Below are 19,622 nucleotides of genomic sequence, written 5' to 3'. Positions count from 1 at the left end.
TGGTATTCAAAACTTACTGAGTTGGACGAGCCAAAGGTTTCTTCTTCCCCTTTTTTTTAGCGTCCTCAACCTCTTCATCCGGCAAGGGATCAATCGTACTAAACACGGCATCAATGCCTAATTCTTCCATCCATTCGCCCACGTCGAATAGTGTAAAATCAACAGGCTTGTTTTGAGCCATTGCCGCGTACTGAGCGGCACAGAAAGAAAATTGCTGAACGCGCTCGACGTATTCAATGGTAAGATCTAAAACCTCCTTAGGCTGCCCGTTTTCGTCTTCTATCGTTTTAGTAGGCGTTTGCAGGTGCTCAAGCACTTCTTCGTATGTGCGCAAACCAACCATTTTCCCGTATAAGGCATACGTGCCGTTGCAGGTCTTAAACTCGATGTGCCGACCGTCAGACAAGGTGTACTGTCTGTAACCCGATAGTTTATTCATAGGATTGTATAAGTAGCTCTCTGACAACAGGTGTCCGCCAGAGAGCTACGGCGAAGGTTATACGTTAAAAATTAAGGGTTAGTCGTGAGCGTTTCACTTGGCGCACCTGAGCGTTTCATGGTCATACTACACGTAATCTTATCCTCAAGGGGAGCGCCTACATCAAACTTGGTAATGAGGGCCTGAAACGTAATGCTGAGCGTTTTTTGCCCATCATCAAGTTTAGCCTTGAAGGTTTTCACGGTCCGGCTGGCTTCATAGCCTGACATATCAATGTAGTTGACTTTGGCTGCGTCGCTGGCTACGGATAGATCCATGATAATCTCGCAGGACACCTCCCCCGACTTAAGCCCGCCGATAAACTCATCATACCCGGCGTTATCTTTTGAGGTAACATCGATAGTGTTGGTTGAGCGGGAAATGTTCATGCTCATTTGCTCAGTGATGAGCTTATCGGTGGCTACCGGAGTAGGTGTGCCCACCATCTCAACGACGAAGAGCTTGAAACGCGAACTATTGACTTTGTTTGACATACGTAGTTTGGGCGAGAGGCCCGGTTAAACTGTGGTTATTAAATGTGTGATAGTTGCAGTCTTGGTCTGGTCCTGCGCCTTCTCGGTTTGGGGGCCGTCCTGCGCATCAATGATCGTGCTGTGAATAAATACCCCGGCTGGATTGCCCAATGCGTCCGTTACTGAGGTAGCATCCCGGAAATACTGGAGCGCGGAATCAATCGCACTTTTTTTGCCGGTAAGTGTCCACACGTAGCGCCCGGATTCGTCTATACGCCCCTGATTGACTGACAATGAGTCTTTACCTACCCCCGGCACTTTTAAGCCGTTGTATGCGGTTTGCATGGCCTGTAATGCCGGCGTAGGTGTAGCGGACCCGCTATCCTTTGCAATGATTGGCGCGGCCCCCTGTGCGTCGCTGCCTTTAGTCTCTAAATCTGCCATAGTGCATGGGAAATGGTTATGATTTTTCTGAATATTCTGTCCGTTGGTGTTGGGGCTGTTAGCTCCGTAGTCCCCTCAATGACCGTATTCCAGCATTTGAAGCCCGGCACGATGAGCACCTCCGCTGTAGTGGTTGGCTTGACTCGATTTGTTATCTGGCTGGCTATTTCACTGGCGGGTTTCTTGCTGAACTGGTTGCCCGTAAAGCGCGTGAAGACTTCAACGTTCTTCTCGCCTTTCTGCCCAAAATCGTCCTTCGTATTGTCCTTCAGTGGTTGCCAGGGTCCTAGTATTACGTAAGGTGCTACGGCATCATCTGGAGCCATTGAGGCATACACATTGACAGGAATGCCTTTGTAGGTGAGGTCTGAAAGAAGATTGACGTATGCTGTATCTAAGGCAAATCCTGCGTCATCCATTCGGGTAATTCGGGTTATATAATTATATATTTACATAATCAAAATGAGTAACATTTTACGGAAAGTACGGCACACTACCCCCCTGTAGCCTTCCGGCTGGTTCGGGGTTGTGAGATGTACTGACGCAAGGCGGATTCGGAAAAATAGAGTTTACCCCCGGCCTTTGTGGCGGGTAGCTTTCCCATCGAAACCAGGCTGTAAATTGTTGAGGTTGATTTGCCCGTTATCTGTTGGGCAAGAGCAATTCCCCCGATCTGATCAAGAGCGGGCGCAGCTGAGTAAAGACCGTTCAGGCTGGCAGGCGATAGCTGAGCGATTTGCCCGAGTGCCTGAGCAAGACTGTCCAGCTTACTACTCACCGGCTCAGTATTGGTAACAGCCTCAGCAATGGCCTGAATGTTGGTTTTGATCGTAGCTGAAATAGCCGCAAGAATACGCTTACTCTCCTCCTGCTGACGGTGAACGCCTTCCAGGTGTGCTACGAGTTGCCGGATATGTTGAGGGGTAATAGTCATACGTTAAAAACGGTAGCATAAGCAAAATGGAAAGGCATGTAAATCACATACCCCCTATCCACTGAGCCCGGCTTTTGCTTTTAACGAATTTGCTTAGTTCTTATACCCTTGTAGGCTCTACGGATAGAGTATGGGTTTACAACGTTCCGGTAGTTTCTTACCGGCGTGACTTGCTAAGCTCCTCCCCCGGACTACCTGAGTAGCTGGTGGGTCCACGTTTTAGACAGAAGTGGTGTCTTCTTTGGGAACAGGTAAATATAGCAAATAATGGCAACTAATAAGCAGTGTTTGGGGTATTTTTTTTTGCAAAGAAATACTCAAATTGATTTGCCTCTCAGGTGCATATTGCTGGTGTCGCTGTAGTTGATTTTGCTGCGCAGACTAACCGGCAAGCGGGCCTGAATCTTTGCCCATGCTTCCCGCTTTAGCTTCAGGTGCAATTCTTTGTCTTTGGGAACGTACGTGCGCAGCTTGTCTTTGTTCGATTTAAGTTGCCAGTAGTCCAGGTCCGAGGTTGGCGGAATCTCGGTGTAAGTAGGTTTGCTATTCATACCTAAAGATACTCTTTAATCACTTATATAATTATATAAGTGATTAAAGAGTAATACTAATACAAAGGGGAAGATTGAAGGTAGATAGTAACCGTTGAACGAGGTAGGATTATCGCGGAAAGCGTATATAATTATATAATTGATTAACGCTCTTGTGGGTTCCCTGATAGGCTCAGTTCTTAAGCAAAAGATAGCAAATTACTTAGGCTTGGACAAATATTGCTCCAGGGCGGCTATGCAAATGTCTTTAATGCTCATACCGGTATCTACTGAGTGTTGCTTAACCCGCTTCATTAGCGAACGAGGCCCCCAGAAGTTAAAATGAGCGTCGGGGTTCTCTTTCTTGGCGGTCGGGGGGTTAGGCTCAGGATCGACCGGCCGAACCTCCTGAATGGGTGTCTTTATTGGCTCCTGCTTAAGCATGGTGCCAAGCTTTGACATAGCGTCTTTATATTCCTTTGCCATTAATGTGTAAGGGTTAGTTATTGATCCGCTCCAGTATTTCGGTGGCCAGTAGGATAACCTCATCCTTTGCCCGCTCATCCTCACTGCCAAAAACGCTACCCGTTACCGGGCTTCGGGTATAGCTCACGCGCTGGCCAATGGTTGCAGTATGCACCGGAATTCCGTACTCCGAAAGGATTGCCTTTACCTCTTCGTTTAAGCTGGTTCGGGGCATCACCATATTAAGCACGATACCCGCCTTAAGGGCTGGTTTAAGGCTCATACTTTGCCGTAGCAGGGCGATTGTTGCCCGGATAGCCATTGCGTCCAAAATGCCCGCTTTTGTCGGCACAAGCACGAAATCAGAGAGGGCAAACAATTCACTGAGACGGTTTGACAGATAGGGCGGGGTGTCGACGATAACCAGGTCATAGCCGGTTAGCTTTCCGCTCAGCAAATCATCAAGGCTAACGACGTCAATACCGGCTAAAAACTCCTGAAGGTCAGTAACTGATCCCTGCGCGTCGGCATCCACTATGGCCACCTTTGCCGATTCCGCAAAGCAGTAAGCAAGGTTAATGACAAGGGTAGTTTTTCCTACCCCGCCTTTCTGATGAGCAACGGTTATTACCTTCATAGTGTGGCAAGATAGGGAGTAGAATTGTTTCTACATAAATGAGGTTTTATATACTTAATCATTTATATAAATGATTAATCGGATTTAGCCAAATGAAGCAGGTACTTGACCGGCTTTAGGCTTCATAACTTTGCTTTAAATCAGTGATTAGAAACTACTGAGGAATAGGTATTTCGTCTTTGTCTGCGTTGAACGCAAGGGTTTTAACCGTCTTATTGGCCCGGTATAAGTTCCAGGCTTTAATAGTCAAGGCAAACCGCTCAGACGGGCTCAGGCTGAGCTTATTCATTTTGTACTCAGTGAGTTTTTTGCGTAAAATGTACATTGGTGAGTCAATCTCTAACTTTGCTCCAGACGAAACGGCATTGAGAAATAAAACAGACTGATCGGGACTAACCCGGCTGAGGATACAATAAAAGAAAGCGTATTCAGCCTTTGAGTAGATTGATAAGGTCTTATGCCAGGTCGACGCTTTGCTGAGGTAAGGGGTTAGATCGTGACTACCCATATACTCTAAAATGTCCTGATGGGTAACTACGCTGCCTTCCTTTCGCCCCTGACTTTTCATTGTGGCCGCAATTGAGCTGCGTTCGTAGTTGATCAACATCCGGGCGGTGGCTGCGGTGGTTTTGGTATCGGAAAAGCCCGCAATACTCAGCACGTCGGCAGCCTGACGAACCCGGCCCGTATCCATCACGCTAAAACTTTCGTCGGGTACATTGTAAAGAATAATAGCCCGTTGGGTAGTGTTGCTGTCAACAATGGCGTGTAACCGGTGCTGTCCATCCAATAAACGCCCTGTAGTACTTACCTTGATTGGATCGCCAGCCATTTGCCACTGCCCTTGCTTCATTTGCTTAGACAGAAACTTAACGTGTGGTAAGTTCAGCGGGCGGTTATGTGTATTGTACTCCAGTAGCGTTTTGGCTATCTGGGGCGTGATATCGTCAAACTCAAGGGAGTAGTTACCAATTTCAACTAACATCGTCTTATGGGGTTGTTAAACTGTGAAGTAATTCCTTACTCATTGGCCCGACCTAACCAGGTTGAAATATTGGCGCGGCGTGTCTTCTTTCGGCGGGTGGGTTTTTTGGTTGTTTGGGTTGGCGGGGTGGGGGTAGTTGCGTCAATCAATCGTTGCGTACGTTCAGCCTTTCGTTTAGCGGCATACTCCCTTTGTTTCTGCAAATAGGCTCCATACCGTACCGGGTCATTTTTGATTGCCTGTTGCCATCGCCTTTGTTTGTCCAGATTTCTACGCCGAAAGGCTTCTAATCGTACCGGGTCATTTTTGATGTTTTCGCGCTTTCTGGTTTCCCGTTTGCGCTGTTTTATTTGGTGCCTCACCAATTTCCATCCGGTTAGCTCGGCAGTGGCAGCGGGCCTTGCCGGGCGCGGGCGCTCCGGGTTGCGCTGCCTGCTTCGTCGTTTTCGCTCCCGTTCGGCCTTTGCCTTTACCGGGTCTTCCATCATACGCCGGTAGGCAGCCCGTTTCTGTTGCATCCGCCTTTCCTTTGATCCTTGGCAAGCAGGCTTTTCGTCTACGGGACTTGTCGGCCTGCTTGCCCGGCGAATCTTGTAAGCCCGGTCTGTTTGACGGATATGTTCGGCATAAGTTGGATCAACCGCTTTTCGCTCCTGTACTCGTTGCATATTGGCCCGGCTTGCGCAGGCTTTACACGTAGATTCATAGCCGACACCGGACCTTTTTTTGTAGGTCCGAAAATCCGCTAATGGCTTATCTTCTTGGCAGGTGCGGCAAATCATACAGAGAGAGGTTGCGCGGTTGGGTTGGCTAATATGTAGCAGAGGGTAATAAATAACTAAGTGGCTAAGCCGGACCAGCTACGCACCCATCTAAATAACCACTTCGGGCAACTTGACTATACTCATTGACTGGATACCTGCTGATATTTAGTAATTGTTCGCGGGTAGGGATCGCCGGACAGCTTATCCGTATGGCCGCAATTGTCACAAGTGTGAAGAGTTAGCCCTATGTTAGGGCTTCCACTACCAAGCATTTTTCCATGCTTGCACTTACCACAGATACACTCAACATAGTAAGTCTTCAGTTCAAACGTGTTTATTACAGGACGGTATTCGCGGGCAGTACTCATAAATTTAGTCGTTTAGTGATCATTTATATAATTATATAAAATTAAAATGTCCTGCCTGTTTCCTGTCTCAACTGCTTTTCTTCGCGTGGCCAGGGTGGTGCCGGTATATCCTGCTCACGAGCACATACACTGCAAATGTGTCGTATGTCGGTTGCGCCGGGCTCAGGTGGAGCTACCGGGCGAAAATACCCCGTTTTGCATTTGCCGCAAACCAATTCAACGTGATAGGTTTGCACCGAAAATACCCGCCTACCGTCCAAATACTTCTTTGTGTTTTCCATATAGTGATCATTTATATAATTATTTAAATATATAAAATCCGGCTCTATAAACCTTGTCACTTTGGCCACAGAGCCGGATTAATCAACCACACCACTTTACCGCTGCGATAGCGTCAACAACTCAACAGCAATGTTGTAGAGGTTTTCCAGTTGCCCGTTTTCCTCAATTATATCCAGATAGTTCGGGTTCTTTTTACCCTGAGCGTACTGCCAGGCATCAAAGCTAAACCGGCTACTTAGGTGGCCATACAGGTGCTTCCAAACCTCCTGATGAGTTACGGTCTTAGCGGCTGCGTACCCATCGACTAACCGGGTAATCTTGACGCGGGTAGTTGGGTCCAGATCGGGTAGCTTCTGCCAGTAAGCACCGGGCCGATCAAACCCCGGAAAGAGTGATTGCGATTCGGGCTGACATAGGCTAGCGAGGTTATAAAAAATCTTGCCAATACTGGTTAGTTGCTTCTCTACTTGCTCTAATCTTGCCTCCATGCCCTTAAATTCCTCTGAGGGTACTACCGGTTCATTTTTGCGCTTAGCCTCGTCCTCAGCCAACTTTTGCACCTCTGCCAGTAGTTTTTGAACGGGTGTGAGCGGCTCGGGCTCAATTACCGGCGAGGGATCTGGCTGCAACTCAATCGTGGGCGGGACTCCTAAATTACTAAATAGCAAAATGGGTGCTACTGCTTCCGGCGCGATCGACTCTCCCTTTATGGCTTCCTGTAGCTCGGTGGCTGTAGGTTCAGCAGTAGGATAGTACTTTAGGTAGGCCGCCAATTCTACCCCTCGTTTTGCGGGCGCAATTTCGGCAAGACGCTGAGCGGCATCAATTGTAAGGGTATGCTCGATATACTTACGAGATGACCCGGCAAGGTTGACTGATGTTGTTATAAAGTCTTTACCCTCGATTAAGTCTAATTTGCTCTGCTTGTGTCGGAACCAGTCCGAGAATATATCACGGCTGGCATTGCTTATGCTAGTGGCTGCGTAGATTGCCCGGCCTGATACGGCGGGTCCTAAAATTGGGTGCTGAATAACGGCAACGGGTGCCTGAATTGTTGACATTGCGGTATTTGATTAGTGGTGAAATTGATTGATTACGACTGACTTGATTTTGAGCGCCCATCTGCTTTAAGTGCGCCGGCCTGAGCGGCTTTCTGCGCTACCTGTTCGGCAAACACCCGATCAATAAGGGTGTAGAGGTCGCGCCGGACCTGCGCTAACTCTCTGGCTTCTTCGGGGTCGGCTGGCAAATGAATGTTTCGACTTAGCAGCTCCTTCAAACTAAGCGTACCGTCAACGGTATCGGTCTTAGCTTGAAGGAATGAAGGGATAGTGATTGTGAGCTTGATTGAGGCCATAGATCGGCTATTCAGCTTCTTCTTTGAGCTCGTCTGAGTAGCTGGAAAGAATCTTTTTAAGAAACCGGTTATACCGGTCTGCTTTATCCTCTTTGACTCGGTCCAGCTCTTTACGATGTGCTGCGGGGTTACCTTTGTAGTCAAAAGCGGTATCGTTATGGTCCGCGACCCTTACGGCTTCAAATAGCAATCCGTCAAGCAGATCGTTTATCTCCGAAAGGCTTTCGTGATAGCTATACGCGTTTTGATACTCACCTTCGCGGATCTGCTCAAACATCAGATCAGACATCGTTTCGCGGTGAGATTGTAGAGCCTCGATAACCAGGCTAGCGGTCGATCGGCCGTAGTTACTGCCGAGGTGTAAGCCAAATTTGAGACCCGTAATCGGCTTAAGTTCGGGTTGGGATTCTATTGACTGTGCCATAGTAGTAGCAGCTTAGCTTAGCTAAAGGGGTGATTTTTCAGAAAAGAAATAGAGAGGTAAGACTAGTAACTTTGGTCTATGTATTCCTGAATGCGCTCAGCCGAAAATCCGAAGTAATGCTTCGCGTAGCTTTCAAAAAGATCGGATGACTTACCCTTCCCTTCGGGCGTTTCACCACTTATTGCCCAATAGTTCCTATCTGCCAGTTTGCTAAGGCTCAAAGCCAACTCCATGAGCATTTGCCCGGCACCTTGCGAGTCCGAAAGGCTGTTGGCCGCGTTATGATATTCCTCTTCGTCTAATGACTCAAAAGCCTCTTTCAGCCGTGACTCCTGGTATTCAGCCAGGGCAAAGATTAATACATCCGCGTGCGACGTACCAAACCGGGCGTTAACGAGTATTTCTAATGGAGCGACAAGATCACCGTTAGGTTTGGGTATCGGCCTGGTGGCTTTGGTGGTGTTGCCTTGTTGCTTAACGTCTGCTACTTGGTTAACAACCGATTGAAAGCCGGGCGTATCGCCAAACCGCTTGGCCGTGCGTTCTACCAGGTCACGAGGGTAGCTTCTTAGCAATAGCCCTGTTATGGTTTCGCGGTCTTCGACTGACAGATTGTATTCTGCCTGGAGAGCGTTGATAAATTCGGCATCTGATAAGTCGGGGTGACTTGCCGTTAAAGGGGCCTTATTGGCCGTTTGCTCAATACTGAGCCCGTTTGTTGAGGTTTGGGTTGCATTTCCCCCTTTCCCCGGATAACTTTGTTCCGTTGACATTTTAATAAGCGTTAAAGTGTTGATACTTGACCCCTCCCGAAGCACCGTCCAAAGTTCTTTCGAGAGGGGTTCACTATTTTTATAGGTAACTAAAAGTACTCATACAGTCCAGCTGGCAACCTCCTCGGTACTATATCGCCTTTTCTGAATACCTCTCTGTGACTTTCTGATACAAATATAGTAAAAACGTAAAACAATGCAAAGCAACGTACTACTTTTAGTCTACATCTACTTCATTTTGACTTAAAAGCGCTATAAGAGAGGTTTTATTAAGCCTTCCCTCGCTTTGTGTTTTCCAATCTTATATCCATATCAGCCTTTGCTATCTGCTCGCGATCATCAAAAAGTAGCTTCACAGCCCTTTCTAAAATCTCAGTTTGGCTCTCTTTGAACAGCGTAGATAGTGCGTCTAACTGCTCTTTTGTTGCGTCCGATAGGCGAAATGAGGTAGTTACTTTTGCCATTATAGTGTAATATACTGTACTACAAATATAATACTCTGCTTTACATTCGCAATACTACTGCAACCTCTTTATATTTGATGAGCCGAACGCCTCAGACTAGGGGCGGTCAGCTAAATTCATCCGATATTGCTTTAGTATGGGCGGCAGTATAATTCATGAATAAAAGCCCACTTATCTCAAAAACAATGGATTACAAATATCTTTATCGAGCCTTGAGAAGAGCCGAAATAGAGGCTGGTTATAAGCTGATTCCTAAAGGGACAATGGAGTTTGTAGCAGAACCCCGCCTTGATTTAGATGTTTTCCCTATGGTATTCGGTAGCGAAACCAATGCCATCAGGCATCATCAGTGGAAACAGAACGGGTTCACAACAAGGGGTATATCCGCAACTCCTCACTATGAAAGAGCTTTGTTCTACGCAAAGAGGAATAAAGTCGTTGTAAGAATTGACACTGAGCACTTTCAAAGTTTGGGTATACGAACCTTTGATGTAAATGAAAGTCTAAGAGAAAGACCACATGAAATTGCGGTACCAGAGGATGATGAAATTATCCTCGTGTATGAGAAAGACGGTGAATTTCCTGCTCAGATTATAACTGACGTAACCCATATCGATTGATTTCACGGTGAGGATTTACCAAACAAAAAAGCCACACCCGGTTAGGTGTGGCTACTTAATAACGTAAGCCGGGTTGAAGTTTGGCGACCTATCCCGGCTAAACAAACTCACAAATGAGCGACACGACAAATGTACAAAAGAATAAACTCACCAAAGAGCAAAAGAAGCTGATTTATGATAGCCTTGCTACAAACATCGTCAGGTTCCAAGAGTATCGACTTAGCTCGAATAAAGAGCCCGAAATAAACCCCGAAACGGGCCAGCCAAGAAAGCGGGATTCACTAAAGCCAGACGGGGCAATCTTCTTTGAGTACCTGTGCTACAACAGCTTCAAGCTCTACATTGAGGAGCAAACCTCAAACGGATACTTTTATCACTCTTACGAGCGTATTGAGGATGAATACGGTATTGGGAAAGAGCGCGTTCAAAAGATCACTAATTACCTAAAGTCTTTGGGTATCGTTGAAACTAAAGTCTGCGGCTTTCCTAAGAATACTCACTATCGGGTTCGCTTCGATAACTTAGCCAAGATTGAGGTTTTGATCCACCTATTCAGGACCAAGCCAGATCGCACCAATGAAATTGCGGCACACTTTGCCAGTATTGCCAAAATAGTAAAGTTGCGAATCGAGACAGATCAGGAGGCAATAGAGAAGCAATATGTCGCAGAGATGTCTTGGTTTAACCACCTAAAGAAGATATTCTACGATGAACGGGCTAAATTCAACAAGACCGTTCCCGCCAATGCGGCAATTAAAAAGATACAACCTAAACCCAGAGAAAATACACTCAGGAATATCAACAGCGGGACCTACCTTGTGTACTACGACCCAGAGGGCAAAGAACGATCCGAACAAGAAGTTGACGAATATCAAAAGGATTTCATAAATGGATTTCGCCTATACTGTGCTATTTACTTTTTGTTTACCTGCGAGCAAAGCTCAACAAATCGGAATCTACTTGCCTTGGCTGAGGGGGACTATATAAGTACGCTCGTTAACTATGCTTCAGGTATTCGAGACCCTATTGCCTACTTTTTTGCTAACAGTGAGGGCGACCTTAATTTCATCATGATTGATATGATTGACGGGGCGCGGCAACTAGATATGACTAAAGGCTACTTCTCCAATTAGCGGTTATCCGTTATAGCAGTTGGCGGTTATCCGCTAATAGATCAATGGATAACCGCCGAATATAATAGTTGAATTATTAACAGGCCAATTACTTAAAAGTTGAAAAAGATCAGTATTCGCCCTCTACCGAGGGACGATCACCGTTGTCCCCTCCCTTCGTTCGAAAACGGTAGAAGGCAGAAAAAGAGTAAACAATACCCCACTACCTAACCGGTGGCAGCAAAAAAAGAAGATGGCGCGAAGTCACCAATTTACGGATAATGAATAACTGTATATAGTACCCCTCCGTAAGATCTTGATAGAGGGTGAGCTGTGCTGACGAAAACAATAGATTCGTTTATGAGTACAATAAGAATGAACAAAGAACAACGAGCCCGGCTCACGGCCGAACTTAAGGAATTTGATCAGCTTGATTCAGGTAGTCAGGTGCAGTCTATTACCGACGCTTACAATGCCCTCTTGTCTACAATACAAGGAATCATGCTCAACAGCGAGAACCCAGACGGACACGACCGGGCCTGGAGCTTACTCAAAGATGATGCGTTCAAAGACCTGGCTGCCATTCAGGAAGGTAAGTTAGATGCCTTGAAAGACCTTAAAACGAAGATCAATCGAATAGGACAGCTATTACTAAAGCCCTGACGGCTCGTATGAGGCTCAAAAATAGCTATCCATACTCTTATATAGTCAAAGTTGAACCATTAGGGCATTAAGAAAAGTAAGGTCCTTAAATCGAATTTATGGGCCTTAAACAAAATAGCCACACCGGGTTGGGTGTGGCTATTTTATTCCCAAAGATAAAGGATTAGCGGGGATGGGGTGCTAACCATTTCTCCGGCATGAGCTCAACTTCCAGGAAAAACTTCAGTAAGGAGGCATACCAAAAAGAAAAATTACGCCAGCAGTTCTTTCAGTAGGCGTCTCATTCGCTCCTGGAGCCCTTCCAAGGCAAAACCTTTGCGCTCAACTGGCTGGGAACTGACCGTGTTTACATGGAGAAAATAAGCATAGTCGGCATTGTTTTCCTGGCCAAACCCCATATTATAGACATCAAATTTGAGATGATCGCCAATCACTGATCGATCAACCAAGCCCTCAATCAATGTATACTGGGCCATGATTGTGTCGTTATCTGTATCGGCTGTATAGGTTAAGAACTCCTTGATTTGGTAAGTCAGACTGGTTTTTACGTCGTCGGGTTGCATTGTATAGCCATAAGGTGGGTTTCTGTATTAACCCCGTGTAGAAAAGAAGGTTTGGCGTCCACGTAACCCCTCATCAAACAATCTTGATTAAGCGGTCGTTATCCTTTCTCAATAGGAGGTATACCCCCGGGTATACACCTATGGTGTGGATAGAAACAGTAAGCCCGGCTGCGCTGCGACCGGGCTTATTTGTTGGTAATAATGAATTAGGATAGAAACAGTAAGGCACGCAAACAGTATAAACTAAACAGTAAGCTTACTATTCTTACGCAGCCCACAGGAAAATAGATTTAAGTCAATTCAAAAAAATAGGCGTTTTCAGCCCACACTACCCGTTGAACAATACGTACTCCTGGCCGTTTATAGCTTACTGACTTACTCAACCATAAACTTTTCAAGCCCGGCTACTCCACTAGCCGGGCTTTTGTTTAAGACTTTAGTGTCTTGGACAACCTGTGGACAAACGGTTGCTCAGCAGCAGTTGCCCTCCAGCCAGTCAACCCGCAGCCGGGCGACAATCTGACCCAGTAACTCGCCCTTCAGGGGCTTGGTAATGAACTCGTTGGCCCCCAGCTGCTCTGCCCGCTGGCGATCAGTTTCTGCTTCCGAAGTCGTCAGTATGACAATGGGTGTTGATTGATAGGATGGCTGTTGCCGAAGCGCCTGGAGGGCTTCAAAACCGTTGAGCCGGGGCATGTTCATATCCAGAATGATCAACTCTGGACTCGTCTCGTACCGAGCCAGCGCATCCAGTAGATCCAGCCCATCATAAGTAAAGACCAGTCGACACTGAGGGCTGTGCCGGGTAAAGGCCAAGTTCAGCAGATAGCGGTCGTCCTCATCATCATCGGCGATAAAGACGCAGGGGTACGTATGTTGGTTCATGGTCAAGTTATTACGGGTGCAGAAACAGGCCACATCCTGTTAACAAGGCAATACTACGTAAATCTCCTCGAAGTTACTTGTGTTTATAAGCTCGGCTTAAAAGCGAGTTAAACAAAGTAGCACTATTTAGAATTAATTAAAACATCTATCCTCTACAACTGGATACATACCACTTACAATGGAGATACTAAAGCCCTGGGTTGCCCTTCTGGACGAGGACGAAGATGATTATATATACTGGCAGCATGGCTTTCGCAATTGGGCGCAGCATTTAGACCTGTATTGGTTTAGCTCAGTGACTGAGTTTCTGTCAGCCACCTCGCTAGGAAAAGACAAACCCGTAGCGTTGGTGATGGATGGCGTGGTTCCAGATGGAGAAGAGATGAAATGGCTCAGCACGCTGCTGCTTCATCCCAGCTGTCAGCAGGCCTGTCTGATCATGCTATCAACTGAAGTGACTGAGCCGCAACGGGAAGCGTATCTACGGCTGGGCGCTAGTGATCATTTACAGAAGCCGGTGCACCTGGACGAATTAAGGATAGTTGTGTCAACCGTAAGTGGCCATATCACCCGTAAATCGGGCTTGCAGCGTAGTGAGTTGTAAAAACGCTCCAGGACCTCTATTGACAACTCTTCCGAAAGAAATTTGCCGTCAGATCAATTTACTCATAAGTCAATCTTATTGCTTCATAGAGTTAGTAGGGTAAATCGGGTAGCCTTAGCTACCCTTTTTCTTTGACCTTCCCGATGGGCTGTTATCCCGTGACAAACACTTACGTTTCTCCGCCTTGCTGTAGAATGGTGGCCATCACCTCCCGCAGCTGAGCGTCGAACCGGGCCATATCACTAGCCATCTTCGTCACTTCCCGTTGTAGATCCTGGTAGTCCGTGGTGCTATTGATGCGCCTGGCGGCCTGGTTTACGTTGACGCCAATCCGCAAGACATCGCTCCTGGTCTCCTGAATCAGCGATAGAAGGATATTCTGATAAGTCGAGCGCTCGGGCTTCAGGCGGAACGGTTTGTTAAGACAAACGGCCCGAACGTAAGTGGACACCGTCTGCGTCTTAACGGTAGCCTTTCGGGCTAAAAGCTGATCATACTCTGCCTGGGTGAAGCGAACCTGAACTACTCTGGTAGCCCGTTCTTCCGGCTTCATCTCAGGCCTCCCTCCTTTGTACCATTTGTCTTTTTCCTTCATGACTGTTGTTGCGGGCCGACTTCGGAGGCTCCGTATTTAGGTTCCTTTGCGAGAGCAAAGAAAAGGTTTTTGTCGTGACAAAAACACATCTTGCTTCCTAAAAAATTAGCCCCTTTTTACGTTCGGCATTTGGGACTTGAAATCGGCTAGGCACTAGCCATATCGACTGCTATACGAGTTGTATTTTTCCTTCCCATTTCAACTAAAACTTTAAGTAGCTCGTAAGCACGAATATTACGTGTATATACATGAATTAATCCAGCCAACACAACATAATATCCTCTTTAACAAACAAGCCCCGCCGATCACGACGGGGCTTGTGTATGGGCATTCAAAAACAGTTTTTAAAGAACTAAGTTCTAGCCACTAATAATGCAGAATCTTTTATGACTCAGCCGCTATCTTTTGGATGGCGGCTGTTTTGTTTTATGCCATAGCTGACTGGCCATCACGACGGGGCTTTTCTATGCCCAGTACCTCACTAAGCTATACGTAATGCTCACTATAGCGGTTAGGTAAGAAATAGCTAGTGTATTATAGGAACTTGTTTATACAGCCGTTGCCCATTGGGTAGCGGCTGTTTTTAATACCACAACCTTATTAGATTACCTGTTTCGGTAGAAACGCTGTTGTAAGGGTTGAATGTTCAATTGAATAAGCCCAATTCAAACAGCCGCTCCTTTCTAAGTAGCGGCTGTTTTGTTGAATATAAAAAGCCAGCCCCAACATGGAACTGGCTTTAGGTAACCACCTTATTTACCACTTACTTACGCATTTGCCTGAGGCATCTGCAAAACATTTGTTGCGACAACATACAACTTATCCAGATGCCCTACACGTTTTAGCATCTGTATTTTACTTTCCCCCGGTGGCCGCTTATACGCATTGACCGAAATGCGATACCGATACAGTAGTTCCGTGTACAACTTTCGCCATACTTCGGGCTGTGCTACCGATTTGGCTTGTGAGTAGGAATTAACCAATCGAATAATCTGGCTCTCTGTCGGAATCTCAGCCATTGGTTCGGTGGGCGCTGGCAGTGCCAGTAATTCCGTGGCTGCCGTCTGTTGTATCTGCTCAAATCGATCAAGACGCTCTTCAATAACTGACAGTCGTTTGGCTGTTTCAACATTTCGCTGTGCCAGCATCAAAATCAAATCATCCTGACTGGCGGGTAATGCTTCGACCTTCTTTTTGAGCGATTGAAACCAACGGCGAATTTCTTCACCCTTATCGGTCTGCGCGACCATTGATAGTCGTTCCGCAAAATCAAACGTTAATTCGTAATCAGTTGTCATTGAGCCGTTGTTTGAACTCGACATAATGTCGAGTATAATCCAATCGACGTTTTCCTGATCAAATTGATTGTTGACGATGTTTTTCTTTGACCAATGGGCAAGAGTGGTACAAACCTCATAAATTAAGCCCGCTTATAGGGGTAGAATCTCTTATCTACAACCGACCTTATGGCCGTACATCTGATGGAGATAACGCCTTATATCGCATTTATTCGCTTCGTTCTGGTAATTGTCGACATTATTGTGTATATTAGGGATAGTAAGCCAACCCGAAACCACATGGCCAGCAAACCCTAGCTAGCTAGGCAGTCAATTAACTAACTATTAACTAATTACAACGAAGATTTCATTCAAACGGTTTGAGTCTACAACTAGCCAGAGCAAAGAGATAAGATACAACCTATTCCTTACCTACCTAATCTGATCAAAGCAGAAAACTCAGTCTCTTAAAAAGGGATCGGGTTTTCTGCTTTATGACATGCCAAAAATGCTTAGCGTAATTCTTATCGGCAAGCGTATTGTCCTGTTACTAAGTTCAGGCAAACGAGTCTCACCGAAACGGTAAAGAGATCAAAAATTACCATTCAATATATTTATAACAGAGTGACAAGGAGGTTAACATTTTAGTCGCCACATCAGGAGATACAGGTGGAGCTGTTGCCATGGGCTTTCATAATGTTCCGGGTGTTCGGGTTTCGATTTTATATCCGAGTGGTCGTGTAAGTAAGCGGGTCGTAATTGTATAGGATTGACAGGGGCTGCCAGCGATGGTAGCCCTTTTTGATTTACCGTTCGCTCAATGCCTGCTTTCATCTGTTGCCGTTTACGAGTTGAATGGAATCTTCGTTGTAATTAGTTAATAGTTAGTTAATTGACTGCCCTGTACGAAAGTATTGTACCACTTGTACTGGATACCTAGCTAGCTAGGTTCAACACCATTTGCTGCAGATACGCGTCCTGCACTTGTTACTTGTGCTTTCAATGCTTCTTTTTGTTTTGTATTTAAGTCCGAAGCATTTGTAATCGCTGTGTTCGCAGCCTGTTTCGCACGTTCTAAGTTTTGAATACCGTTTAATGCAGTATTGGCTTGTGTAACAGCTTGCATTGCTCTTTCGACATCTGCTTTAGGTGTATTTCCTCCAGCTGTTTTATTTAAAATAGTTGCTGCTGCATTTACTGCTTGAGAATAAGCCGTTCGTTTAGCATCATCAGCATCTTNATAATTTTGACTTTGTAACGTCGTGTCTTTATCACGAATTGATGTTTCTAATTGACCCATAGCACCATCTAATTGTTGCGCTTTGGCTTTAACTGTATTAACACCTTCAACATTTGTTGCTTGTGTAATTTCATTATCTAACGCATTACGTTGTGCATTATTAATGTGTGTTAATGTACCTAACGTTTGTTTCGCAGCAGCTTTAGCTTCATTTAATTTCGCATCACCGTTCAACGCCGTCTTCGTACTGTTCACATTTTGTAATGCTTGTTCAACTTCTGCTTTGTCTACATTTTGACCACTAGCTTTTGTTAAAATTGCTTTTGCTGCATTTACTGCTTGATCATAAGCTGATTTCTTACTTGGCTCAGCATCTAGGTATTTCTGAGTTTGTTTTGTTTGTGTCTCATCATTGATACCATTTTGTAAACTGTGCATTGCGTTATTTAATTCTGTTGCTTTTGCAGTTTCTTGATTTACACCAGCTACTCTAGCTAGCTAGTATCCTTGAGCAGCTTCAGGGGGAAATATGTTTTAGTTGACTTTTGGGCGAGCTGGTGCGTTCCTTGCCGAGCTGAAAATCCGAATCTAGTCAAGAACTTTCAGCAGTACAAAGACAAAAACTTTACGGTCTTGGGCGTTTCGCTAGATCGGCCTAATGCGAAAGAGGCTTGGCTGAAAGCAATTCGCAAAGACGGCCTCGACTGGACGCATGTATCGGATCTCAAACATTGGGATAGCGAAGTAGTGAAACCACGTTGGCGCGGTGAATAACCCGATAAAGGCCGGGTTTCGAAAGTGGCTGGTAACGCCCTCCTGGGACAGGTTTATCTGACGATGGCAACAACACTCGCCATATCCTTGAGCAGCTTCAGGGGGAAATATGTTTTAGTTGACTTTTGGGCGAGCTGGTGCGTTCCTTGCCGAGCTGAAAATCCGAATCTAGTCAAGAACTTTCAGCAGTACAAAGACAAAAACTTTACGGTCTTGGGCGTTTCGCTAGATCGGCCTAATGCGAAAGAGGCTTGGCTGAAAGCAATTCGCAAAGACGGCCTCGACTGGACGCATGTATCGGATCTCAAACATTGGGATAGCGAAGTAGTGAAGCTAGCTAGCTAGACGAGGGCCTGTTACGGTGATTTTAATATCTGTCCAATCTAATCAGTAGCATACGGGTTCGCAGTAACCAAGCCAATCGTCAATTTTCCACCAACTACTTGCGAGAAGAAACCCTTAAACGGGCCACCGTCCGCTTGGTCAATTATCAGCACAAACAGTGGCTGGCTCCGTATTGGGGGTCGATCAACCCCATTTGGCCCGGCTATTTATTGATCAAAATTCGATCCGCTTCTATCTCGAACCTGGTGCCATTTCAATAATCAGTCTTGATTCCGTCCAAGACGCAGTTGTGAGTAGGTCACCGATGAATATTGATAATCAGAAGCTCAAAAAAATACTCAAACCCACGGATGAGCAAATGACTATGCTACAGAGGGAGTACAAAGCAGCTACGCCCGAACAGAAAAAGAGAAAGGATTCGACGAGCGTTTCGAGAAGCGGAGCGACGCTATTTCTGCTCAGCAGGGTAGATGAGGTAGGAACGCTCGGCCTGGTTCAGGTACCAAAAAATGTGATCGAGTGTGGCGATGTGGGATATCTGATTTCGGGTATTAAAGTGGCCAAAGAAGTAAAAGTTGGCGATACCGTAACAACGATCGACAACCCCGCCAGCGTGGCTATTCAGGGTTTCTCGGAAGTGAAACCAATGGTATTTGCGGCTAGCTAGCTAGACGGAAAGACCCCGTGGAGCTTTACTGTAGCCTGATATTGAAATTCGGCACAGCTTGTACAGGATAGGTAGGAGCCTTTGAAACGTGAGCGCTAGCTTACGTGGAGGCGCTGGTGGGATACTACCCTAGCTGTGTTGGCTTTCTAACCCGCACCACTTATCGTGGTGGGAGACAGTGTCAGGCGGGCAGTTTGACTGGGGCGGTCGCCTCCTAAAAGGTAACGGAGGCGCTCAAAGGTTCCCTCAGAATGGTTGGAAATCATTCATAGAGTGTAAAGGCATAAGGGAGCTTGACTGCGAGACCTACAAGTCGAGCAGGGTCGAAAGACGGACTTAGTGATCCGGTGGTTCCGCATGGAAGGGCCATCGCTCAANGGATAAAAGNTACNCCGGGGATAACAGGCTNATCTCCCCCAAGAGNTCACATCGACGGGGAGGTTTGGCACCTCGATGTCGGCTCGTCNCATCCTGGGGCTGNAGNNGGTNCCAAGGGTTNGGCTGTTCGCCGATTAAAGNGGNACGCGAGCTGGGTTCAGAACGTCGTGAGACAGTTCGGTCCCTATCNGTNGTGGGCGTNGGAANNNTGANNGGANCTGTCCTTAGTACGAGAGGACCGGGATGGACATACCTCTGGTGTACCAGTTGTCGTGCCAACGGCATAGCCTAGCTAGCTAGATAAAACTGTGTGCAATTGTAAACTAAAGAAATGTTTTTTCCAAACTTATAGTTTATAAATATGGCAAAAAACGTAAACCGAAAGTTTCCAGAGTGTAAACTTTCGGTTTCCAAAGTGTAAACTGAACCCTATTGATAATCAGATAGTTACAGGCAGTCGCTTCTTAAGCTATTATTATACCCTACTTTGAAGGGCTTTCTCGACAGTCGGAGAGAAAGAA

Annotated in this window: 28 protein-coding genes, 2 pseudogenes and 1 other annotated feature; of the genes and pseudogenes, 9 read left to right on the top strand and 21 right to left on the bottom strand. The window is 46.2% G+C overall.

Features of this window, described 5'->3' with window-relative positions; all coding sequences use genetic code 11:
- Positions 1–13: 13 nt before the first annotated feature.
- The 16 genes from CWM47_RS37420 to CWM47_RS37350 all read right to left on the bottom strand — a co-directional run bounded on the left by CWM47_RS37420 (position 14) and on the right by CWM47_RS37350 (position 9,378).
- Positions 14–439, bottom strand: a complete 426-nt coding sequence (locus CWM47_RS37420) for a hypothetical protein (protein WP_100993544.1) — start codon at positions 437–439, stop codon at positions 14–16.
- 71 nt (positions 440–510) lie between these two features.
- Positions 511–972, bottom strand: coding sequence for a phage tail tube protein (locus tag CWM47_RS37415; protein ID WP_100993542.1), 462 nt, complete (start codon positions 970–972; stop codon positions 511–513).
- Between the two features lie 24 nt (positions 973–996).
- Positions 997–1,395: a hypothetical protein gene (locus CWM47_RS37410; RefSeq protein ID WP_100993541.1), complete on the bottom strand. Its 399-nt coding sequence runs from the start codon at positions 1,393–1,395 to the stop codon at positions 997–999.
- Positions 1,383–1,814 (bottom strand): DUF3168 domain-containing protein, encoded by a 432-nt coding sequence (locus CWM47_RS37405; protein ID WP_100993539.1) that lies wholly within the window; start codon positions 1,812–1,814, stop codon positions 1,383–1,385. The genes CWM47_RS37410 and CWM47_RS37405 overlap by 13 nt, the downstream gene beginning before the upstream one ends.
- A gap of 74 nt (positions 1,815–1,888) precedes the next feature.
- A complete protein-coding gene (locus CWM47_RS37400) occupies positions 1,889–2,329 on the bottom strand; it encodes a helix-turn-helix domain-containing protein (RefSeq protein WP_100993538.1) in 441 nt (146 codons plus the stop codon).
- A 317-nt stretch (positions 2,330–2,646) separates the two neighbouring features.
- Positions 2,647–2,880, bottom strand: a complete 234-nt coding sequence (locus CWM47_RS37395; protein WP_100993537.1) for a hypothetical protein — start codon at positions 2,878–2,880, stop codon at positions 2,647–2,649.
- Between the two features lie 198 nt (positions 2,881–3,078).
- Positions 3,079–3,345 carry a hypothetical protein gene (locus CWM47_RS37390; protein ID WP_100993535.1) on the bottom strand — a complete coding sequence of 89 codons (267 nt, stop codon included), beginning with the start codon at positions 3,343–3,345 and terminating at the stop codon, positions 3,079–3,081.
- Positions 3,346–3,358: 13 nt separating this feature from the next.
- On the bottom strand, positions 3,359–3,961 hold the full coding sequence (locus CWM47_RS37385) for a ParA family protein (RefSeq protein ID WP_100993533.1): 603 nt from the start codon (positions 3,959–3,961) through the stop codon (positions 3,359–3,361).
- A gap of 154 nt (positions 3,962–4,115) precedes the next feature.
- Entirely contained in the window at positions 4,116–4,946 is an 831-nt protein-coding gene (locus CWM47_RS37380) for a ParB N-terminal domain-containing protein (RefSeq protein ID WP_100993531.1), read from the bottom strand.
- 35 nt (positions 4,947–4,981) lie between these two features.
- Positions 4,982–5,614, bottom strand: coding sequence for a hypothetical protein (locus CWM47_RS37375; RefSeq protein WP_157816219.1), 633 nt, complete (start codon positions 5,612–5,614; stop codon positions 4,982–4,984).
- Between the two features lie 505 nt (positions 5,615–6,119).
- Positions 6,120–6,359 carry a hypothetical protein gene (locus tag CWM47_RS38690; protein ID WP_157816218.1) on the bottom strand — a complete coding sequence of 80 codons (240 nt, stop codon included), beginning with the start codon at positions 6,357–6,359 and terminating at the stop codon, positions 6,120–6,122.
- Between the two features lie 96 nt (positions 6,360–6,455).
- On the bottom strand, positions 6,456–7,421 hold the full coding sequence (locus CWM47_RS37370) for an antA/AntB antirepressor family protein (protein ID WP_100993527.1): 966 nt from the start codon (positions 7,419–7,421) through the stop codon (positions 6,456–6,458).
- 32 nt (positions 7,422–7,453) lie between these two features.
- The gene (locus tag CWM47_RS37365) at positions 7,454–7,717 is read right to left on the bottom strand and encodes a hypothetical protein (protein WP_100993525.1); all 264 of its coding nucleotides are present in this window, start codon (positions 7,715–7,717) and stop codon (positions 7,454–7,456) included.
- A 7-nt stretch (positions 7,718–7,724) separates the two neighbouring features.
- A complete protein-coding gene (locus CWM47_RS37360) occupies positions 7,725–8,141 on the bottom strand; it encodes a hypothetical protein (RefSeq protein WP_100993523.1) in 417 nt (138 codons plus the stop codon).
- Between the two features lie 62 nt (positions 8,142–8,203).
- The gene (locus tag CWM47_RS37355) at positions 8,204–8,914 is read right to left on the bottom strand and encodes a hypothetical protein (RefSeq protein WP_100993521.1); all 711 of its coding nucleotides are present in this window, start codon (positions 8,912–8,914) and stop codon (positions 8,204–8,206) included.
- Positions 8,915–9,183: 269 nt separating this feature from the next.
- Positions 9,184–9,378 (bottom strand): hypothetical protein, encoded by a 195-nt coding sequence (locus tag CWM47_RS37350; RefSeq protein ID WP_100993519.1) that lies wholly within the window; start codon positions 9,376–9,378, stop codon positions 9,184–9,186.
- A 185-nt stretch (positions 9,379–9,563) separates the two neighbouring features.
- On the opposite strand from CWM47_RS37350, the gene CWM47_RS37345 reads away from it, so the two are divergent.
- From CWM47_RS37345 to CWM47_RS37335, 3 genes are all read left to right on the top strand, one after another.
- Positions 9,564–9,998, top strand: a complete 435-nt coding sequence (locus CWM47_RS37345; RefSeq protein ID WP_100993518.1) for a hypothetical protein — start codon at positions 9,564–9,566, stop codon at positions 9,996–9,998.
- A 113-nt stretch (positions 9,999–10,111) separates the two neighbouring features.
- Positions 10,112–11,131 (top strand): hypothetical protein, encoded by a 1,020-nt coding sequence (locus CWM47_RS37340; protein WP_100993517.1) that lies wholly within the window; start codon positions 10,112–10,114, stop codon positions 11,129–11,131.
- Positions 11,132–11,470: 339 nt separating this feature from the next.
- Positions 11,471–11,773 carry a hypothetical protein gene (locus tag CWM47_RS37335; RefSeq protein ID WP_157816217.1) on the top strand — a complete coding sequence of 101 codons (303 nt, stop codon included), beginning with the start codon at positions 11,471–11,473 and terminating at the stop codon, positions 11,771–11,773.
- Between the two features lie 251 nt (positions 11,774–12,024).
- Here CWM47_RS37335 and CWM47_RS37330 read toward each other — a convergent pair whose 3' ends face one another.
- Positions 12,025–12,336 (bottom strand): hypothetical protein, encoded by a 312-nt coding sequence (locus tag CWM47_RS37330; protein ID WP_100993515.1) that lies wholly within the window; start codon positions 12,334–12,336, stop codon positions 12,025–12,027.
- A 471-nt stretch (positions 12,337–12,807) separates the two neighbouring features.
- Positions 12,808–13,221, bottom strand: coding sequence for a response regulator (locus CWM47_RS37325; RefSeq protein ID WP_100993514.1), 414 nt, complete (start codon positions 13,219–13,221; stop codon positions 12,808–12,810).
- 178 nt (positions 13,222–13,399) lie between these two features.
- On the opposite strand from CWM47_RS37325, the gene CWM47_RS37320 reads away from it, so the two are divergent.
- Positions 13,400–13,825: a response regulator gene (locus tag CWM47_RS37320; protein WP_100993513.1), complete on the top strand. Its 426-nt coding sequence runs from the start codon at positions 13,400–13,402 to the stop codon at positions 13,823–13,825.
- Between the two features lie 169 nt (positions 13,826–13,994).
- On the opposite strand, the gene CWM47_RS37315 is transcribed toward CWM47_RS37320, so the two are convergent.
- The gene (locus CWM47_RS37315) at positions 13,995–14,420 is read right to left on the bottom strand and encodes a plasmid mobilization protein (protein ID WP_100993512.1); all 426 of its coding nucleotides are present in this window, start codon (positions 14,418–14,420) and stop codon (positions 13,995–13,997) included.
- A gap of 767 nt (positions 14,421–15,187) precedes the next feature.
- On the bottom strand, positions 15,188–15,841 hold the full coding sequence (locus CWM47_RS37310) for an antA/AntB antirepressor family protein (RefSeq protein ID WP_100993511.1): 654 nt from the start codon (positions 15,839–15,841) through the stop codon (positions 15,188–15,190).
- Between the two features lie 45 nt (positions 15,842–15,886).
- Here CWM47_RS37310 and CWM47_RS39980 point away from each other — a divergent pair, with 45 nt between their 5' ends.
- Together CWM47_RS39980 and CWM47_RS39735 are read left to right on the top strand one after the other, a co-directional pair.
- Positions 15,887–16,015 carry a hypothetical protein gene (locus CWM47_RS39980; RefSeq protein WP_262512004.1) on the top strand — a complete coding sequence of 43 codons (129 nt, stop codon included), beginning with the start codon at positions 15,887–15,889 and terminating at the stop codon, positions 16,013–16,015.
- A 305-nt stretch (positions 16,016–16,320) separates the two neighbouring features.
- Positions 16,321–16,443, top strand: a pseudogene (locus CWM47_RS39735) (threonine synthase); the annotation flags it as partial.
- Between the two features lie 194 nt (positions 16,444–16,637).
- Here CWM47_RS39735 and CWM47_RS37300 read toward each other — a convergent pair.
- Positions 16,638–17,375: a GA module-containing protein gene (locus CWM47_RS37300; protein ID WP_170069486.1), complete on the bottom strand. Its 738-nt coding sequence runs from the start codon at positions 17,373–17,375 to the stop codon at positions 16,638–16,640.
- A gap of 63 nt (positions 17,376–17,438) precedes the next feature.
- Here CWM47_RS37300 and CWM47_RS37295 point away from each other — a divergent pair.
- From CWM47_RS37295 to CWM47_RS39025, 3 genes and pseudogenes are all read left to right on the top strand, one after another.
- A pseudogene (locus tag CWM47_RS37295) lies at positions 17,439–17,681 on the top strand (peroxiredoxin family protein); the annotation flags it as partial.
- Positions 17,682–17,774: 93 nt separating this feature from the next.
- Complete coding sequence (locus CWM47_RS37290) at positions 17,775–18,056, top strand: peroxiredoxin family protein (RefSeq protein ID WP_449448542.1); 282 nt, start codon at positions 17,775–17,777, stop codon at positions 18,054–18,056.
- A gap of 98 nt (positions 18,057–18,154) precedes the next feature.
- Entirely contained in the window at positions 18,155–18,316 is a 162-nt protein-coding gene (locus CWM47_RS39025) for a hypothetical protein (RefSeq protein ID WP_206170584.1), read from the top strand.
- A gap of 353 nt (positions 18,317–18,669) precedes the next feature.
- Positions 18,670–19,554: a sequence feature (23S ribosomal RNA rRNA prediction is too short), on the top strand.
- The last annotated feature ends 68 nt before the right edge of the window (positions 19,555–19,622 follow it).

It is taken from the genome of Spirosoma pollinicola (assembly GCF_002831565.1).
GTDB lineage: Bacteria > Bacteroidota > Bacteroidia > Cytophagales > Spirosomataceae > Spirosoma > Spirosoma pollinicola.
Note: the sequence above shows the minus strand (reverse complement) of the source record. Positions and strands in the feature narration are given on the sequence as shown.